The following is a 15469-nucleotide window of genomic DNA, read 5'->3' as shown; positions in this document are numbered from 1 at the left end:
TTCTGCTATGCGGCGTCGAACCGGCGGGCGAGGCGGTCCCGTTGCCGCCGGACGAACGCCGCGTCCACCAGCGCGCCGTGCCCCGGTACGTACACCGCCTCCTCGCCGCCCAGTGCCAGCAGCCGGTCCAGCGCCTCGGGCCAGCGGGCGGGATGGGCGTCGCGCCCGGCCTGGGGCTCGCCCGACTCCTCCACCAGGTCGCCGCAGAAGACCACGTCCGGCGTCCCCGGCACGAGCACCACCAGGTCGTGGCCCGAGTGCGCGGGGCCGAGGTTGGCGAGGAGCACCTCGCGCCCGCCGCCCAGGGGGACGGTCATGTCGCCGGAGACCAGGTGGTGCGGCCGTACGAGCACATCCGTCGCCTCCGCCGCCTCGTCCTGCCTGAGCCCGTGCCGGACGGCGTCGTCGCGGAGCGAGTCCTTGCGGCGCGCGAGGAGTTCGTCCATGCCGACGGCGCCGTAGACCTGCACCCCGGCGAACGCCGCCGTGCCGAGCACGTGGTCGAAGTGCGGGTGGGTCAGCGCGATATGCGTCACAGCGCGGCCGTACAGGGCGCGTACGTCCGCGCGGACGGCCGCGCCCTCCCGCAGCGAGGAGCCGGTGTCGATCACCAGGACCCCGTCGTCCCCGGTCACGACGCCGACCGTGGCGTCCCAGACCGGCAGCCTGCGCCGCGCCACACCGGGCGCGATCCGCTCCCAGCGCTCCTCGGCCGTACGGTCCCCCGTGCCGTCCGCCGTGCCGCCGTCCGGGGCGCCCGTGGCACCGTCTCCGCGTCCCGGTTCCTGCGCCCGGTCTTCCCAATGCGCCTTCATACGACGACGCTAACCGCACGTGGTCGGCCACGCCCGCGTGCGGCGAGGAGCGCGATAGCGTCGTCGGACGCGAGCGGGCGGCCCTTGCCGTGCCTGTGGTGACCGGCCGTACACTGGCACAGGGAAGCTGGCACTCCTCCGCGGAGAGTGCCAGGGGCGGCACGACGGAACACGAGAAGAGCGGCCGGACGGGAGGTGTGCGCCATGCTCAGCGAGCGCAGACTTGAGGTGCTCCGCGCCATCGTCCAGGACTACGTCGGCACGGAGGAGCCCGTCGGCTCCAAGGCGCTCACCGAGCGGCACAACCTGAGGGTCTCCCCGGCCACTGTCCGTAACGACATGGCGGCGCTGGAGGACGAGGGATACATCGCCCAGCCCCACACCAGCGCGGGCCGCATCCCCACCGACAAGGGGTACCGCCTCTTCGTCGACAAGCTCGCGGGCGTCAAGCCGCTGTCCTCACCGGAGCGGCGCGCGATCCAGAACTTCCTCGACGGCGCCGTCGACCTCGACGACGTCGTGGGGCGCACGGTGCGGCTGCTGGCCCAGCTCACCCGCCAGGTCGCCGTCGTGCAGTACCCCTCGCTGACCCGTTCGACCGTGCGGCACGTCGAGCTGCTGGCGCTCGCGCCCGCGCGGCTGATGCTGGTGCTGATCACCGACACGGGCCGGGTCGAGCAGCGCATGATCGACTGCCCGGCGCCGATCGGCGAAACGGTCCTGGCGGATCTGCGTGCCAGGCTCAACAGCCGGGTGGTGGGCCAGCGCTTCACCGAGGTGCCGTCTCTCGTCCAGGACCTCCCCGAGGCATTCGACGCCGACGACCGGGGAACCATTTCCGCGGTGCTGGCGACTTTGCTGGAGACCCTTGTCGAGGAGACGGAGGAGCGGCTGATGATCGGCGGCACCGCCAATCTCACCCGCTTCGGGCACGACTTCCCGCTCACCATCCGCCCCGTACTGGAGGCGCTGGAGGAGCAGGTCGTGCTGCTCAAACTGCTCGGGGAGTCCAACGACTCGGGCATGACCGTACGAATCGGGCACGAGAACCACCATGAGGGACTGAGTTCCACATCGGTCGTCTCGGTCGGCTACGGTTCGGGCGACGAAGCAGTCGCCAAGCTCGGCGTGGTCGGACCGACCCGCATGGACTACCCCGGAACGATGGGAGCTGTACGCGCAGTGGCACGGTACGTCGGACAGATCCTCGCGGAGTCGTAAGTGGCGACGGACTACTACGCGGTCCTCGGCGTGCAGCGCGACGCCTCGCAGGACGAGATCAAGAAGGCCTTCCGCAGGCTCGCGCGCGAGCTGCACCCGGACGTGAACCCGGATCCGAAGACCCAGGAGCGGTTCAAGGAGATCAACACCGCCTACGAGGTGCTGTCGGACCCGCAGAAGAAGCAGGTCTACGACCTCGGCGGCGACCCGACCTCGGGCGCGGCGGCCGGTGGCGCGGGCGGCTTCGGCGCCGGATTCGGCAACTTCAGCGACATCATGGACGCCTTCTTCGGCACGGCCTCGCAGCGCGGCCCGCGCTCGCGCACGCGCCGCGGCCAGGACGCCATGATCCGGCTGGACATCGACCTCGAAGAGGCGGCGTTCGGCACCACCAAGGACATCCAGGTCGACACGGCCGTCGTCTGCACCACGTGCAGCGGCGAGGGCGCGGCGCCGGGCACCTCGGCGCAGACCTGTGACATGTGCCGGGGCCGGGGCGAGGTCTCCCAGGTGACCCGCTCGTTCCTCGGCCAGGTCATGACCTCGCGCCCGTGCCCTCAGTGCCAAGGCTTCGGCACGGTCGTCCCGACCCCGTGCCCGGAGTGCGCGGGCGACGGCCGGGTGCGGTCGCGGCGCAGCCTGACGGTCAAGATCCCGGCCGGTGTGGACAACGGGACGCGGATCCAGCTCGCGGGCGAGGGCGAGGTCGGCCCCGGCGGCGGCCCCGCAGGCGACCTCTACGTGGAGATCCACGAGAACCCCCACCCCACGTTCCAGCGCCGCGGCGACGACCTGCACTGCACGGTCACCATCCCGATGACGGCGGCCTCGCTCGGCACGAAGGTGCCGCTGGAGACGCTCGACGGGGTGGAGGAGATCGACATCCGTCCCGGCACGCAGTCGGGCCAGTCGATCCCGCTGCACGAGCGCGGCGTCACGCATCTGCGGGGCGGCGGCCGGGGCCAGCTCATCGTCCACGTCGAGGTCACGACCCCGACCAAGCTGGAGCCCGAGCAGGAGGAACTCCTCCGCCGCCTCGCCAAGCTCCGAGGCGAGGAACGCCCGACGGGCCAGTTCCAACCCGGACAGCAGGGTCTCTTCTCCCGCCTGAAGGACGCGTTCAACGGTCGCTGAGGGGGTGCGGGTGTGCCGCGTCGGCCGGGGGTCCGGGGGTTGTCCCCCGGGGGGTGGAGTCCCGCCTGAAGGACGCGTTCAACGGTCGCTGAGGCGGTGCGGGTGTGCCGCGTCGGCCGGGGGTCCGGGGGTTGTCCCCCGGGGGATGGAGTCCCGCCTGAAGGACGCGTTCCACGGTCGCTGAGGGGGCCTGGGCTCAGGGCCTCGGGGCGTGCGGGGCGGGGTGTGGTGACGGGTGGTCGGGGGCGCGGCACCGCGTGACAGGATGAGCGCATGTCCACCGCGTTGCCCTCGCTGACCGAGCTGATCGAGCATCCACTCGTCCAGGCGCCCATGGCCGGGGGCGCCTCCTGCCCCGCGCTCGCCGCCGCGGTGAGCGAGGCCGGCGGGCTGGGTTTCCTCGCCGCCGGGTACAAGACGCCGGAGGCGACGTACGAGGAGGTCCGGCAGGTCCGCCGGCTGACCGACCGGGCCTTCGGGGTCAACCTCTTCATGCCCCAGCCCCCGACCGCCGACCCGGCGGCCGTCGAGGTGTACCGGGAGCAGCTCGCGGGCGAGGCCACCTGGTACGAGACGGTGCTGGGCGACACGGACCGGGGCACCGACGACGCGTACGAGGCGAAGCTCGCGATCCTCTTCGACGACCCGGTCCCCGTGGTCTCCTTCGCGTTCGGCTGCCCGCAGCGGCGGGTGCTGGAGCGGTTCGGCAAGCTCGGCACGTACACGGTCGTCACCGTGACGACCGTCGCCGAGGCGCAGGCGGCGCAGGAGGCGGGCGCGCACGCCGTGTGCGTGCAGGGGATCGAGGCGGGCGGCCACCAGAGCACGCACAAGGACGATCCGCAGTCGGACGGCTCGGGCGCCGGGCTCGGGCTGCTGGCGCTCGTGACGCAGGTCAAGGAGGCGACGCAGCTTCCGATCATCGCGGCGGGCGGGCTGATGCGCGGCGGCCAGGTCGCGGCCGTGCTGGCGGCGGGCGCGAGCGCGGCCCAGCTCGGCACCGCGTTCCTCGTCTGCGAGGAGTCGGGCGCGCACGAGCTGCACAAGCAGGCGATGACGGATCCGCTCTTCGCGCGCACCGAGCTGACCCGCGCGTTCTCCGGGCGGCCCGCGCGCGGCCTGGTGAACCGTTTCATGCGGGAGCACGGGCCGTACGCGCCCGCCGCCTATCCGCAGGTGCACTACCTCACGGCCGAGGTGCGCAAGGCCGCGGCCAGGGCGGGCGATCCGCAGGGCATGAACCTGTGGGCGGGCCAGGGGCACCGGCTCGCCCGCGCGCTGCCCGCGGGGCAGCTCGTGGAGGTGCTGGCCGCCGAGCTGTCCGTCGCGCGCGAGGCGCTCTCGGCGGCGCGCGGCGGCGGAAGCGGGGGCGGGGGCGGCGGAAGCGCGGGCGGCGGAACCATGGGCGGCGGGAGCGTGCACGAGTGACCGCGCCCGTCTTCGTCACCGACCCCGGCGCGCTCGACGCCCTCGCGCCCGGCGACACCTTCGCGCTGGAGGGCCCGGAGGGGCGGCACGCGGTGTCCGTACGGCGGCTGCGCGCGGGCGAGGAGGTCGTGCTGACCGACGGCGCCGGGACGGCGGCCGACGGCACCGTGGCGGCCGTCTCCGGCAAGGACCGGATGGACGTCACCGTCGCGGCCGTACGGTCGGAGCCCGCGCCCCGGCCCCGGATCACCGTCGTGCAGGCGCTGCCCAAGGGCGACCGGGGCGAGCTGGCCGTGGAGACCATGACCGAGACCGGGGTGGACGCGATCGTGCCCTGGGCGGCGTCGCGCTGTGTGACCCAGTGGAAGGGCGAGCGCGGTCTCAAGTCGCTCGGCAAGTGGCGGGCGACCGCGCGCGAGGCGGGCAAGCAGTCCCGCCGGACGCGCTTTCCCGAGGTCGCCGGGCAGGCCTCCACCCGCGAGGTGGCGGAGCTTCTCGCGGGCGCGGCCTTCGCCGGGGTGCTGCACGAGTCGGGCGAGGTGCCGCTGGCCACTGCCCAACTCCCCGTGGACGGCGACCTGGTGCTGGTCGTGGGCCCCGAGGGCGGGGTCTCGCCCGAGGAGTTGAGGGCCTTCGAGGAGGCGGGCGCGGTGCCGTACAAGCTGGGCCCGACCGTGCTGCGTACCTCTACGGCGGGGACGGCCGCCGCGGCGGTGCTACTGGCCCGGACCGGACGCTGGAGCTGAACGGCACACCGGCCCGCGCCCAGCCGCGCCCGGCCCTCGCGTACGTGTCGGGGTCCACTTCGCGGATCTCGACCCGCTTCGGCCCGGAGCCGAAGACCGCGACCCGCGAGGAACCGGCGAGCGCCGCGCTGACGGTGGGCAGCCGGGGCGCGTCCGTACGGAGCGACTGGCTGGAGACGACGTAGTCGACGGAGCGCCAGCCGTGCCGCAGGGAGCGGGCGACGGCCGGGTCGAGGTCCGCCTTGTAGAACCAGATGGCGCCCGTGCGCGGCCGGAAGCCCTCGTGCACGAGATCGAGCCACAGCCTGTCGTCGACCAGGACGCGCGCGGAGCGCGGGTGTTCGGCGTAGGTGGCCATCCAGGCGGCGGCCTGCCGGTAGGGGCCGTTCGCGTCCGTCGTGAGGGCGGCCCGGTCGGCGGCGAACCAGCGCGGCGCGGCGGACCAGACGGCTGCCCCGGCCAGGATCCATACGAGCGTCCACCGGACGACCGTGACGGACAGGTGTTCCATCCGGTGCCGTCCGGCCCGCAGCACGGCCCGCGCCAGGACGGCCGCCGTACCGGCCAGCGACAGGGCGAGGAAGGGCAGTGCCTGGATGACGAACATGGCCGGGATGTAGCCCGACGGGCGCAGCGTGACGGACGCGGCGAGCAGCAGCACGGCCAGCGCGGGACCGGCCAGCGCCCGCGCCGCGCGCGACCAGCGCGCGGTCTCGACGAGCGCCACCGCCGCGACCCCGCCCGCCAGCGGCAGCACCCGGTCGTAGTGCAGCCAGGCGCCGACGGTGCGGCGCGCGGCCGACTCGGGGTCGAGCATGCTGCCCGAGCCCGGCCGGGTGAGCTGGAAGACGAGCGCGTCGCTGAGCGACACCCGGCCGTCGGCGGGCAGGAGTTCGCCGTGCAGCAGCGCGTAGAGCGGGTACGACAGGCCCGCCAGCGCGCACGCGGCGATCGCGCCCGTCACCGCGAACTTCCGGGTGTCGCGGTGGCTGTGCGTCCACATCGTCGCCAGCAGAGCGGGCAGCACCAGCAGCATCGTTTCCTTGGACAGGACGGACACGGCGGCGGCGAGACCGGCGGCGAAGTGGTGCCACAGATGGCGGCTGGGCGAGGCGGCGAGGATGAACGCGAGCAGCATCCAGGGGACCGCGATGTTGTCCAGGAACACCTTCCGCAGCAGCTCCACGGAGAGCGGTGAGAGCCCGTAGAGGGCCATCGCCAGCCCGGCCGCCCAGCGTGGCAGTTGGAGCCTGCGCGCCAGGACGTACAGCAGCACCGCGCTGACGCCGCCGATCACCACCATCGCCGTGCGGGACGGGGCGACGGTGAGCGACTCGGGGGAGATCAGCGCGGGCAGCCAGGTGAGGAACGCGAGCTGGATCCAGCCGAGCGGCGGATGGTCGTACCAGTACGTGTAGTGGGCCAGGCCCTCGCCCTGCTGCACGGCCCACGCCTGCGCGAGGTACGTGCCCTCGTCGTCGGCGAGTTCGGGAAAGCCCGTCAGGTTGGCGCCCTGCACCGCGAGGTGGACGAGGAGCAGGCCCCCGCACAGCAGCAGGTCGGGGTGGCGCACGCGGCGCCGTGCGCGTGCCGGGCCGGGCGGCGCCGCGCCCCCGGCGGTCGGCGGGGGCGCGGGTGGAGCGGACACGGCGGTCACCGCAGCGCCCCCTCACGCACCTTGCCGCGCGTGCCGCTCAGGGGGCCCGGGACCGGTGGCGTTGGCTGTGGCGTTGGCTGTGGCGTTGGCTGTACGGGAAGCGGCCGTACGGGCGCGGCCTCCTTCGGCGCGGTCTCCTCCGGCCGGAGGTGGGCGCCCGTGTGGGGCGTCAGCTCCCAGTCGGAGCGGCCGAGGCACTCGCGCCAGACCGCGCGCAGCGCCGCGGCGGCGAGCAGGAGCTGGTAGGCGGGACCGCCCAGCACGAGCTTCACGTAGTCGGACGGGCGGACGTAGGACTCGTACTGCCGTCCGAAGTCGTGCAGGCCGACGCCCTCGAAGACGAGCGTCATCACGCAGGTCAGCGCGGGCAGGAAGCTCAGCGCGGTCACGCCGAGGTGGACCTGTGCCCAGAGCGCGACCGCGAGGTTCACCGGGACGAGCAGCCCCGTGAACGCCTGGAAGAACGGCGTCGCCAGCGTGTACCGCGCCAGCATCCGCTGGGAGAACGTGGGCAGTTCGGCCCAGTCGCGCTTCCGGTAGACCTGGAGGAAGCCCTGGTTCCAGCGGGTGCGCTGCTTCAGCAGCGCGACGAGCGAGCCGGGCGTCTCCTCGCGGGTGACGAGCATCGGGTCGTACGCCACGACCGTGCGGGCGCCGCCGCTGGAGAGCCGGACGCCCAGGTCGCAGTCCTCGGCCAGGCAGTCGGGGTCCCAGCCGCCCGCGTCGCGCAGCAGCGCGGTGCGGACGAAGACGGTGTTGCCGCCGAGCGGGATGAAGCCCTTGGCGGCCTGGAGGTGCAGGCGGCTGCGGAACCAGAAGAAGTACTCCAGGCAGTTGCGCAGGCTGTACCAGCTCGACTGGAAGTTCATGAGCTGCACGCCGCCCTGCACGACGTCGGCGCCAGTAGTGCGGAACGTGTGATCGACGTGGGTGAGCAGCCGCGCGTCGACCTGGTCCTCGGCGTCGATCACGCCGACGACCTCGCCCCGGCAGTGGGGCAGCGCGGTGTTCAGCGCCCGTGGCTTGTTCTTGACCGCGTGCCGGTCGACGATCACCCGGACGCGGTCCGGGGCCCGCGCGGCGAGGAGTTCGGCGACGGCGCGGGTCCCGGGGTCGTCGTGGCCGACGATCAGCAGGATCTCGTAGCGCGGATGCTCCGTGCGCAGCAACTGGCGGACGGTCGCGGCCAGTACGTCCTTCTCGTGGCGCGCGGGCAGGAGGAGCGAGAACGACAGCTCCCGGCCCCCGTCGGGAGGGGCGAAGTGGGTGGCGGCGTACGTCTCCGGGGTGCGCCACGCGTACATCTGCCACCAGAGGGTGAGCGAGGCTATGCCGAAGAGGGCCAGGGAGGTGAGGGTCACGAAGAGAGTGAGCGTGGTCGTGAGCACGGGGCCGATCCTTCCGGCAGGGCGGAGCGCGGGCGGGGGGCTTGCGCCCGCATCACCCGTACGGGGAAGGCGAATCGGGGTCTTCCGGCATGCCCCGGCCGGTGGCACTCTGCCGTGCATGGGCGCTTCACGAACCATCCGGCGATTAGGGCGGGCAGCGGGAGCCGCGGGCGCCGCCACCGCGGCGGTCCTCGCCGTCACCGCCTGCGAGCCCGGTGCCGGCGGCGGCCTCAGCACCGCCTCCGTCGCGCTGGCCACGGACCAGGCGGGCACCGAGGCGCTGGAGCGGGCGGGGGTCGAGGTGCAGTGGATGAGCTGCACGGCCCACATGGGCACCCGCCCCGGCACCGCCACGGCCACCCGCTCGTCCCGGGGCGGCGAGGTCGCCCGGGTCGAGTGCGAGGGCGAGACCACCAACCGCAAGAAGCTGGCCATCAAGGGCCGGGTCACCGAGGAGAAGGACGGGCGCTGCGTGCGCGGCGACCTGGTCGCCACGTCGGGCAGCCGCACGCTGTTCAAGGCCAGCGTGCTCGGCAACTGCGACGCGGACCCGACCCGTACGACGCGGCCGCCGCGCCCGACGGACGGGCCGACGGACCGCCCGACCGACCGCCCGACGGTCACCAGGACCGTGGATCCGCCGACGGAGCCGCCGGAGACGCCGACCGGGACCGGCGAGCCGAGCGAGCCCAGCGAGAAGCCGCCCGTCACCGTGACCGTCACCGGCACTCCGACGCCGACGTCGAGCCCCACCTGCGGCTGCGACGAGGACGACGATCCCACGCCTGAGCACGAGCCCGTGGGAGCCGACAGGTAGCATCCCGTTCCATGGCTGGAGAACCTGATGTGGCTGACTGCCTGTTCTGCAAGATCGTCGCGGGCGAGGTCCCGGCGACCGTCGTCCGGGAGACCGACACGACCGTCGCGTTCCGGGACATCAACCCGCAGGCGCCCACGCACGTCCTGGTGATCCCCAAGGAGCACCACCAGGACGCCGCCTCCCTCGCCGCCGCGTCCCCGCAGCTCATGGCGGACGTGCTGCGCGAGGCGGGCGAGGTCGCCGCGCTGGAGAAGATCGCCGTCCGCGAGGGCGGCCCCGGCACCGGATACCGGGTGGTCTTCAACACCGGTACGGGCGCGGGCCAGACCGTCTTCCACGTCCACGCGCACGTCCTCGGGGGCCGCGGCCTCGAATGGCCGCCCGGGTAACGGGGACGTACGGAGCTTGTCCGCGCGAGAACTGGTCGTGCTCGGCACCGCCAGCCAGGTGCCGACCCGGCACCGCAACCACAACGGGTACGTCCTGCTCTGGGACGGCGAGGGCATCCTCTTCGACCCCGGCGAGGGCACCCAGCGCCAGATGGTGCGGATGGGCGTCGCCGCGCACGACCTCACCCGGATCTGCCTGACGCACTTCCACGGCGACCACTGCCTCGGCCTGCCCGGAGTCGTCCAGCACCTCAGTCTCGACCGGGTGCCGCACCCGGTCACCGCGCACTACCCGGCGAGCGGGCAGCGCTGGTTCGCACGGCTGCGGCACGCCACGCCGTACCACGAGACGGCGGATCTGCGCGAGGCCCCCGTGCGGGCGCCCGGCGTCCTGGCGGCGCCGGACGAGCTGCCGTTCACGCTGTCCGCGCACGAACTGTCGCACCGCGTCCCCGCGTTCGGGTACCGCCTCTCCGAGCCGGACGGGCGCCGCATGGACCCCGTACGGCTCGCCGCGCACGGCATCACGGGCCCGGACGTCGGCCGCCTCCAGCGTGAGGGCTCGCTGCGGGGCGTGCGCCTGGAGGACGTCAGCGAGCCGCGCCCCGGGCAGAGCTTCGCCTTCGTCATGGACACCCGCCTCTGCGACGGCGTCCACGCGCTCGCCGAGGGCTGCGACATGCTGGTGATCGAGTCCACGTTCCTGCACGAGGACGCTGCGCTGGCCTACGACTCCGGGCACCTGACTGCCCGTCAGGCGGGTGCGGTCGCCGCGGAGTCGGGCGTCCGCCACCTCGTCCTCACCCACTTCTCGCAGCGCTACTCGGATCCCTCGGCCTTCGCCCGGGAGGCCCGCGAGGCGGGCTTCGAGGGCGAACTCACGGTGGCGGAGGACCTCACCCGGGTCCCGGTTCCCAAGCGAAGGAGCTAAGGGGCGCGGGGAACTGCGCGCCCGGCCACAGACGCGGGCGCGCCCCGCGAAGCACAGTCCGGGGCAGCCTCTGCCCGGCCCTGTTGTGCGCGCACCCGGCGAAGAGGGCTGCGCTTGCCCACCCTGCTCCCCCAAGCTCTTCGAGCAGGGGGCACCCCCAGTGGCAGACTGCCCAAGCTTCGCGGAAGGGAGGAGCAGACGTGCCCCGTCAGGGACGCAGGGTCAGAAGCCGAGGCGGCGGAGTTGTTTGGGGTCTCTCTGCCAGTCCTTGGCGACCTTCACATGAAGGTCGAGGTAGACCGGCGTGCCGAGCAGGGCCTCGATGTGGCGGCGCGAGGTCGTGCCGACCTCTTTCAGCCGCTTGCCCTTGGGACCGATGACGATCCCCTTCTGGCTGGGGCGCTCGATGAAAATGTTGGCGTGGACGTCCAGCAGGGGCTTGTCCGCCGGGCGCCCCTCGCGCGGCAGCATCTCCTCGACGACCACGGCGATCGAGTGCGGCAGCTCGTCCCGTACGCCCTCCAGCGCGGCCTCCCGGATCAGCTCGGCGACCATGACCTGCTCGGGCTCGTCCGTGAGGTCGCCGTCCGGGTAGAGCGCGGGGCCCTCGGGGAGGAGGGGGACCAGGAGATCGGCCAGCAGCCCGACCTGCTTGTCGGCGGTCGCCGAGACCGGGACGATCTCGGCCCACTCGATGCCCAGCTCTTTGCCGAGCTGGTCGACGGCGATGAGCTGCTCCGCGAGCGCGTCGTTCTCGACCAGGTCCGTCTTGGTGACGATCGCGACCTTGGGCGTCCGCTTCAGCTCCGCCAGCTCGGCGGCGATGAAACGGTCCCCCGGACCGATCTTCTGGTCGGCCGGCAGGCAGAAGCCGATCACATCGACCTCGGCCCAGGTCGTCCGTACGACGTCGTTGAGCCGCTCGCCGAGCAGCGTGCGCGGCTTGTGCAGGCCCGGGGTGTCGACGAGGACGAGCTGCGCCTCGGGGCGGTGCACGATGCCGCGCACCGTGTGCCGGGTCGTCTGCGGGCGGTTGGAGGTGATCGCGACCTTCGTGCCCACCAGCGCGTTGGTCAGCGTCGACTTGCCCGCGTTCGGGCGGCCGACGAAGCAGGCGAAGCCCGAGCGGTGCGGCTCACCGGCGGCTTCGGAGACCTCGGAGGGGGCGGCGGAGGATGCGTTCATGCCGACCATTGTCCCCGATGCGGGGCCCGCCCCCGACCCGGACCCACAGCCCCCGGCACGGCGACCGGCCCCGCGTCGTCAGCCCGCCGTGACCGTCGCGCGCGGGGTCCCGTCGGGGCCCGCGAGGAGGACGGGCGTGGCCGGGCCGCCCAGGTCCCGTACGGCCGCCAGGTCCTCGTCCGGCACCGCGTCGGCGTCCGCGACGACGGCCGCGGCCTCCAGTGACGTCGCGCCCGAGGCGACGGCCATGGCCACCGCCGTGCGCAGCGCGGAGAGCTGGAGCGAGGGCAGCGCGACGGAGCCCGCGACGTACGTACGCCCCGTCTCGTCCCGTACGGCCGCGCCCTCCGGCACGGCGTTGCGGGCGCGGGCGCTGCGCGCCAGGGTGAGGATCTTGCGGTCTTCGGGGTCCAGCTCCTGCTCCGTCATGACAGCGAGGATATGCGGGCGCGCCGCTCAGCTCGCCACGGGGCGGATCGCGGAACGCAGCACCTCGGGCCTCAGCAGCCGCTCCAGCCGCTCGTTCGTGCCCGAGCCCGGCACCGGGTTGTGCAGCACGACCTTCAGATCGGGCCGCGCGGGCACCTGGAGCGTCGTCGACTCGAAGCGCAGCGTGCCGACCGTCGGGTGCTCGACCTCCTTGAGGAGCAGACCGGGCTGGCACACATTGCCCCGCGCCCACAGCTCCCCGAACTCCTCGCTCTCCCCCTGGAGCCGCTCGAACAGCTCCTGGAACCCCTCGTCCTGGGGCCACTCGGCGAGCGAGGCGCGGAGCTGCGCGACGATGTGCGGCGCGTTCTGCTCCCAGCTCTTGGCGCGGACCCGATAGTGCGGGTTGAGGAAGAAGTCCAGGATGCAGTTGTCCTGCTCGCGGATGCCGAAGGTGTGCCTCGCGGTCTCGTTCAGCGCGACGGCGTTCCAGTACGGATCGAGGATCACCGCCGGGTTCGGCAGCCATCCGTCCAGCAGCCGCTGCATGCCGTCGCACAGATAGTCGCGGTCGTGGTCGGAGCGGGGGAGCGGGGGGTTGAGCCCCGCCAGCATGTACAGGTGGCGCCGCTCCGTGGCGCTCATCCGCAGCACGCGCGCGACCGCGTCCAGCACCTGCGGCGAGACCGTGATGTCCCGGCCCTGCTCCAGCCACTGGTACCAGGAAGCGCCCACCCCGGCGAGCACCGCCACCTCCTCGCGGCGCAGCCCCGGCGTGCGGCGCCGGGCCCCGCCGTCGGGGAGCCCCGCCTCGGCCGGGCTGACCCGCGCACGGCGCGACCGCAGGAACTCGCGCAGCTCCGCGCCGCGACGCGTCTTCTCGCTGGACGCCCTCGCGGGCCGTGTGCTCTCGCCGACTGCCACCTGTCGGTCCCCTCCCTGGCTGGTGGTCGTACCACCACCATAAACAGCGGCTCCCTACGGTCTGTTCCGCCACAGCAGGATCTCGCACATGCCAACCAAGACCGCACCCCGGGATCCCTACGACACGGAGACGGCAACCGCCGCGTCGCCGACCCCCACCGAGCCCGCGCCCGAGTCCGCGACCGAGCCCGCGCCCGCGCGGTTCACCGCCCGCGAGAAGCTGGTCCTGGTCGTGCTCTGCGCCTCCCAGTTCCTGGTCGCGCTCGACTTCTCCGTCCTCAACGTCGCCCTCCCCGTCCTCGGCCCCGACCTGGGCCTCGGCGAGGCGGGCCTGCAGTGGGCCGTGACCGCCTTCGCCCTGCCGACCGGCAGCTTCCTGCTCCTCTTCGGCCGCCTCGGCGACCAGCTCGGCCGCCGCCGTACGTTCCTCACGGGCCTGGCCCTCTTCACGGCCGCCTCCGTGCTGGCCGCGCTCGCCCCGAACGCCCCGCTCTTCCTCGCCGGACGCGCGCTCCAGGGGCTCGGCGCCGCCGCGCTCGTGCCCACCGGCATGGCGCTGATCACCACCTCGTTCGCCGAGGGCCCCAAGCGGACCAAGGCCCTCAGCATCAACGGCTCGCTGATGGCGCTCGGCTTCACCGTCGGCATGGTCGTCGGCGGCATCCTCACCGACACCCTCGGCTGGCGCTCCACCATGGGCCTGCTCGGCGTCGGCGGCACGGCCGTGCTGCTCGTCGCGCCGCGCATGCTCGCCGAGAGCCGGGGCGAGCGCACCCGGCTGGACATCCCCGGCGCCCTCACCGTCACCGGCGGACTCCTCGGCGTCGTCTACGCCCTGTCCACCGCCGCCGAGGAGGGCTTCACCCGCCCCGACGTCCTCACGGCGCTCGTCCTGGGCCTCGTGCTGCTCGGCTCGTTCATCCGGATCGAGGCCCGCAGCCCCGAGCCGCTGCTTCCGCTGTGGATGCTGCGCCGCCCGACCGTCGCGTTCGGCAACCTGGGCGGGCTCGCCACCGTCTCGATGATGACCGCCGCCGTCTTCCTGCTCACCCTCTACCTCCAGGACACCCTCGGCGTCTCCCCGCTCGTCTCCGGGCTGGTCTTCGGCGTCCAGGGCGTGGCCTCGATCGCGGGCGGCGCCGTCGCGCCCCGTATCGCCCGCCGGATCGGCGCCCCGCGCACCCTCGCGCTCGGCCTGGTGGGCCAGGGCGTGCTGACGGCGACGCTGCTCGGCATCGGCGTGGACTCCGGCCTGTGGCTGGTCGTCGTCGGCCTGTCGCTCGCCAGCGCCATGCACCTGGTGGCCGTCGTCACCTACGGCGTGACCGCGACCTCCGGCCTCGCCGACGAGGACCAGGGCCGCGCGACCTCGCTGGTCACCAGCGCGATGCAGCTCGGCATGGCCCTGGGCATTCCTCTGCTGAGCGCGCTGTCGGTGAGCTGGTCCGGCATGCTCCGTGACGGCGGTACGCCGGCCGCGGAGGCCGCTCTGAGCGGCATCAAGCTGGGCCTCGGTGTGGACGCCGTGGCGGTCACCGCGGCAGGCGTGCTGGTCTTCTTCGCCCTGCGCCGGAGCAACCGTTCAGAAGCTGCCCCTGCCCGTTCGTAGCGGGCCGCGGGTGTGCCGTGGCGGGCCGCGCAGTTCCCCGCGCGCCTTACGGGGCACTTTCACGCAGCCGCTCCACAGCCCTCCGCATCAGCTTCGATGTGATCTTCCCGTCCGGGCCGAGCACCGACATATGGGCCACGCCCGTCGTGCTCGGCCCGACGCGTGCCACGAGGAGCTGCATGGAGAGGGCCAGCCCGTCGGCGGGGCCGCCCTTGGCCCTGCCGGTGAGGCGCAGGCCCGCGCTCTCGTCGCCGAAGGCGGGCAGCGTCATGGGGGCCACGGTGAACGTCACCGCGCCGCCGCCGCCCTTCGAGGTGAAGCCCTTGCAGCGCGAGCTGAGCCGCTTGAAGTCGCGCAGGGCCTTCTTCGCGCCGCTCTTCCCGTACGAGGCGACGCCGTTCGAGACGAACGGGCCCGATTCCGACTTCTCGAAGTCCCGCGTGGCCTCCGTACGGGACTTGTCCCCGGACACGGCGTCCAGCAGCCCCTGGCACTGCTTGTTGTCGGCGCCGAGGTCGCCCGCCTTGTCGCTCGCGCCCAGATCGGTCGCCGCCCAGCCGGACGGGAAGTCCTGCTCGGTGAGCAGCGCCTTCTTCAGTTCCGCCTTGCTCAGCGCGCCCGGGGGACGCGTGGGACTCGCGGAGGGCGAGGAGCCGGAGCCGCCGGACGACGAGGACTCGTCGCCCCCGCACCCGGCGGTCGGGACGAGCGCGAGGACAAGGACGGCGAGGGCGGCGGTCGTACGCGGCGGAAGAGCGCGGGGCATGGCCCCAGCCCACCAGCCCCGGCGCCC

Annotated in this window: 15 protein-coding genes; 8 read left to right on the top strand and 7 right to left on the bottom strand. The window is 73.5% G+C overall.

Going from position 1 to position 15469, the window contains the following annotated elements; translation table 11 throughout:
* Positions 1 to 5: 5 nt before the first annotated feature.
* Positions 6 to 815, bottom strand: a complete 810-nt coding sequence (locus ABD343_RS26105) for an MBL fold metallo-hydrolase (protein WP_344531772.1) — start codon at positions 813 to 815, stop codon at positions 6 to 8.
* A gap of 204 nt (positions 816 to 1019) precedes the next feature.
* Between ABD343_RS26105 and hrcA the strand changes: the two genes are divergently transcribed.
* From hrcA to ABD343_RS26085, 4 genes are all read left to right on the top strand, one after another.
* Complete coding sequence (gene hrcA, locus ABD343_RS26100) at positions 1020 to 2036, top strand: heat-inducible transcriptional repressor HrcA (protein ID WP_344531771.1); 1017 nt, start codon at positions 1020 to 1022, stop codon at positions 2034 to 2036.
* The gene (gene dnaJ / locus ABD343_RS26095; RefSeq protein WP_344531770.1) at positions 2037 to 3170 is read left to right on the top strand and encodes a molecular chaperone DnaJ; all 1134 of its coding nucleotides are present in this window, start codon (positions 2037 to 2039) and stop codon (positions 3168 to 3170) included.
* A gap of 273 nt (positions 3171 to 3443) precedes the next feature.
* Positions 3444 to 4598: a nitronate monooxygenase gene (locus tag ABD343_RS26090; RefSeq protein WP_344531769.1), complete on the top strand. Its 1155-nt coding sequence runs from the start codon at positions 3444 to 3446 to the stop codon at positions 4596 to 4598.
* Positions 4595 to 5344 (top strand): 16S rRNA (uracil(1498)-N(3))-methyltransferase, encoded by a 750-nt coding sequence (locus tag ABD343_RS26085; protein WP_344531768.1) that lies wholly within the window; start codon positions 4595 to 4597, stop codon positions 5342 to 5344. Before ABD343_RS26090 ends, ABD343_RS26085 begins: the two co-directional genes overlap by 4 nt.
* On the opposite strand, the gene ABD343_RS26080 is transcribed toward ABD343_RS26085, so the two are convergent.
* Both ABD343_RS26080 and ABD343_RS26075 read right to left on the bottom strand, forming a co-directional pair.
* Positions 5286 to 6992, bottom strand: a complete 1707-nt coding sequence (locus ABD343_RS26080; protein ID WP_425578271.1) for an ArnT family glycosyltransferase — start codon at positions 6990 to 6992, stop codon at positions 5286 to 5288. The genes ABD343_RS26085 and ABD343_RS26080 overlap by 59 nt on opposite strands.
* 5 nt (positions 6993 to 6997) lie before the next feature.
* Positions 6998 to 8398, bottom strand: a complete 1401-nt coding sequence (locus tag ABD343_RS26075) for a glycosyltransferase (protein WP_425578296.1) — start codon at positions 8396 to 8398, stop codon at positions 6998 to 7000.
* A gap of 109 nt (positions 8399 to 8507) precedes the next feature.
* Between ABD343_RS26075 and ABD343_RS26070 the strand changes: the two genes are divergently transcribed.
* Genes ABD343_RS26070 through ABD343_RS26060 form a run of 3 tightly spaced genes read left to right on the top strand, consistent with a single transcriptional unit; the run spans position 8508 to position 10529 of the window.
* Entirely contained in the window at positions 8508 to 9206 is a 699-nt protein-coding gene (locus tag ABD343_RS26070) for a hypothetical protein (RefSeq protein WP_344531766.1), read from the top strand.
* Positions 9207 to 9217: 11 nt separating this feature from the next.
* The gene (locus ABD343_RS26065) at positions 9218 to 9598 is read left to right on the top strand and encodes a histidine triad nucleotide-binding protein (protein ID WP_344531765.1); all 381 of its coding nucleotides are present in this window, start codon (positions 9218 to 9220) and stop codon (positions 9596 to 9598) included.
* A gap of 16 nt (positions 9599 to 9614) precedes the next feature.
* The gene (locus tag ABD343_RS26060; protein ID WP_344531764.1) at positions 9615 to 10529 is read left to right on the top strand and encodes a ribonuclease Z; all 915 of its coding nucleotides are present in this window, start codon (positions 9615 to 9617) and stop codon (positions 10527 to 10529) included.
* A 222-nt stretch (positions 10530 to 10751) separates the two neighbouring features.
* Here ABD343_RS26060 and era read toward each other — a convergent pair whose 3' ends face one another.
* The 3 genes from era to ABD343_RS26045 form a co-directional block, all read right to left on the bottom strand.
* Positions 10752 to 11714: a GTPase Era gene (gene era / locus ABD343_RS26055; RefSeq protein WP_344531763.1), complete on the bottom strand. Its 963-nt coding sequence runs from the start codon at positions 11712 to 11714 to the stop codon at positions 10752 to 10754.
* 78 nt (positions 11715 to 11792) lie between these two features.
* Positions 11793 to 12143, bottom strand: a complete 351-nt coding sequence (locus ABD343_RS26050) for a cytidine deaminase (RefSeq protein WP_344531762.1) — start codon at positions 12141 to 12143, stop codon at positions 11793 to 11795.
* A 27-nt stretch (positions 12144 to 12170) separates the two neighbouring features.
* The gene (locus ABD343_RS26045) at positions 12171 to 13067 is read right to left on the bottom strand and encodes a helix-turn-helix transcriptional regulator (protein WP_344531761.1); all 897 of its coding nucleotides are present in this window, start codon (positions 13065 to 13067) and stop codon (positions 12171 to 12173) included.
* An 88-nt stretch (positions 13068 to 13155) separates the two neighbouring features.
* Here ABD343_RS26045 and ABD343_RS26040 point away from each other — a divergent pair, with 88 nt between their 5' ends.
* Positions 13156 to 14676: an MFS transporter gene (locus ABD343_RS26040; protein ID WP_344531760.1), complete on the top strand. Its 1521-nt coding sequence runs from the start codon at positions 13156 to 13158 to the stop codon at positions 14674 to 14676.
* A gap of 46 nt (positions 14677 to 14722) precedes the next feature.
* Here the strand turns inward: ABD343_RS26040 and ABD343_RS26035 are convergent, their stop codons facing one another.
* A complete protein-coding gene (locus tag ABD343_RS26035; RefSeq protein ID WP_344531759.1) occupies positions 14723 to 15442 on the bottom strand; it encodes a hypothetical protein in 720 nt (239 codons plus the stop codon).
* Positions 15443 to 15469: the final 27 nt, after the last annotated feature.

The sequence above is a fragment of the Streptomyces albiaxialis genome (genome assembly GCF_039530985.1).
GTDB lineage: Bacteria > Actinomycetota > Actinomycetes > Streptomycetales > Streptomycetaceae > Streptomyces > Streptomyces albiaxialis.
Note: the sequence above shows the minus strand (reverse complement) of the source record. Positions and strands in the feature narration are given on the sequence as shown.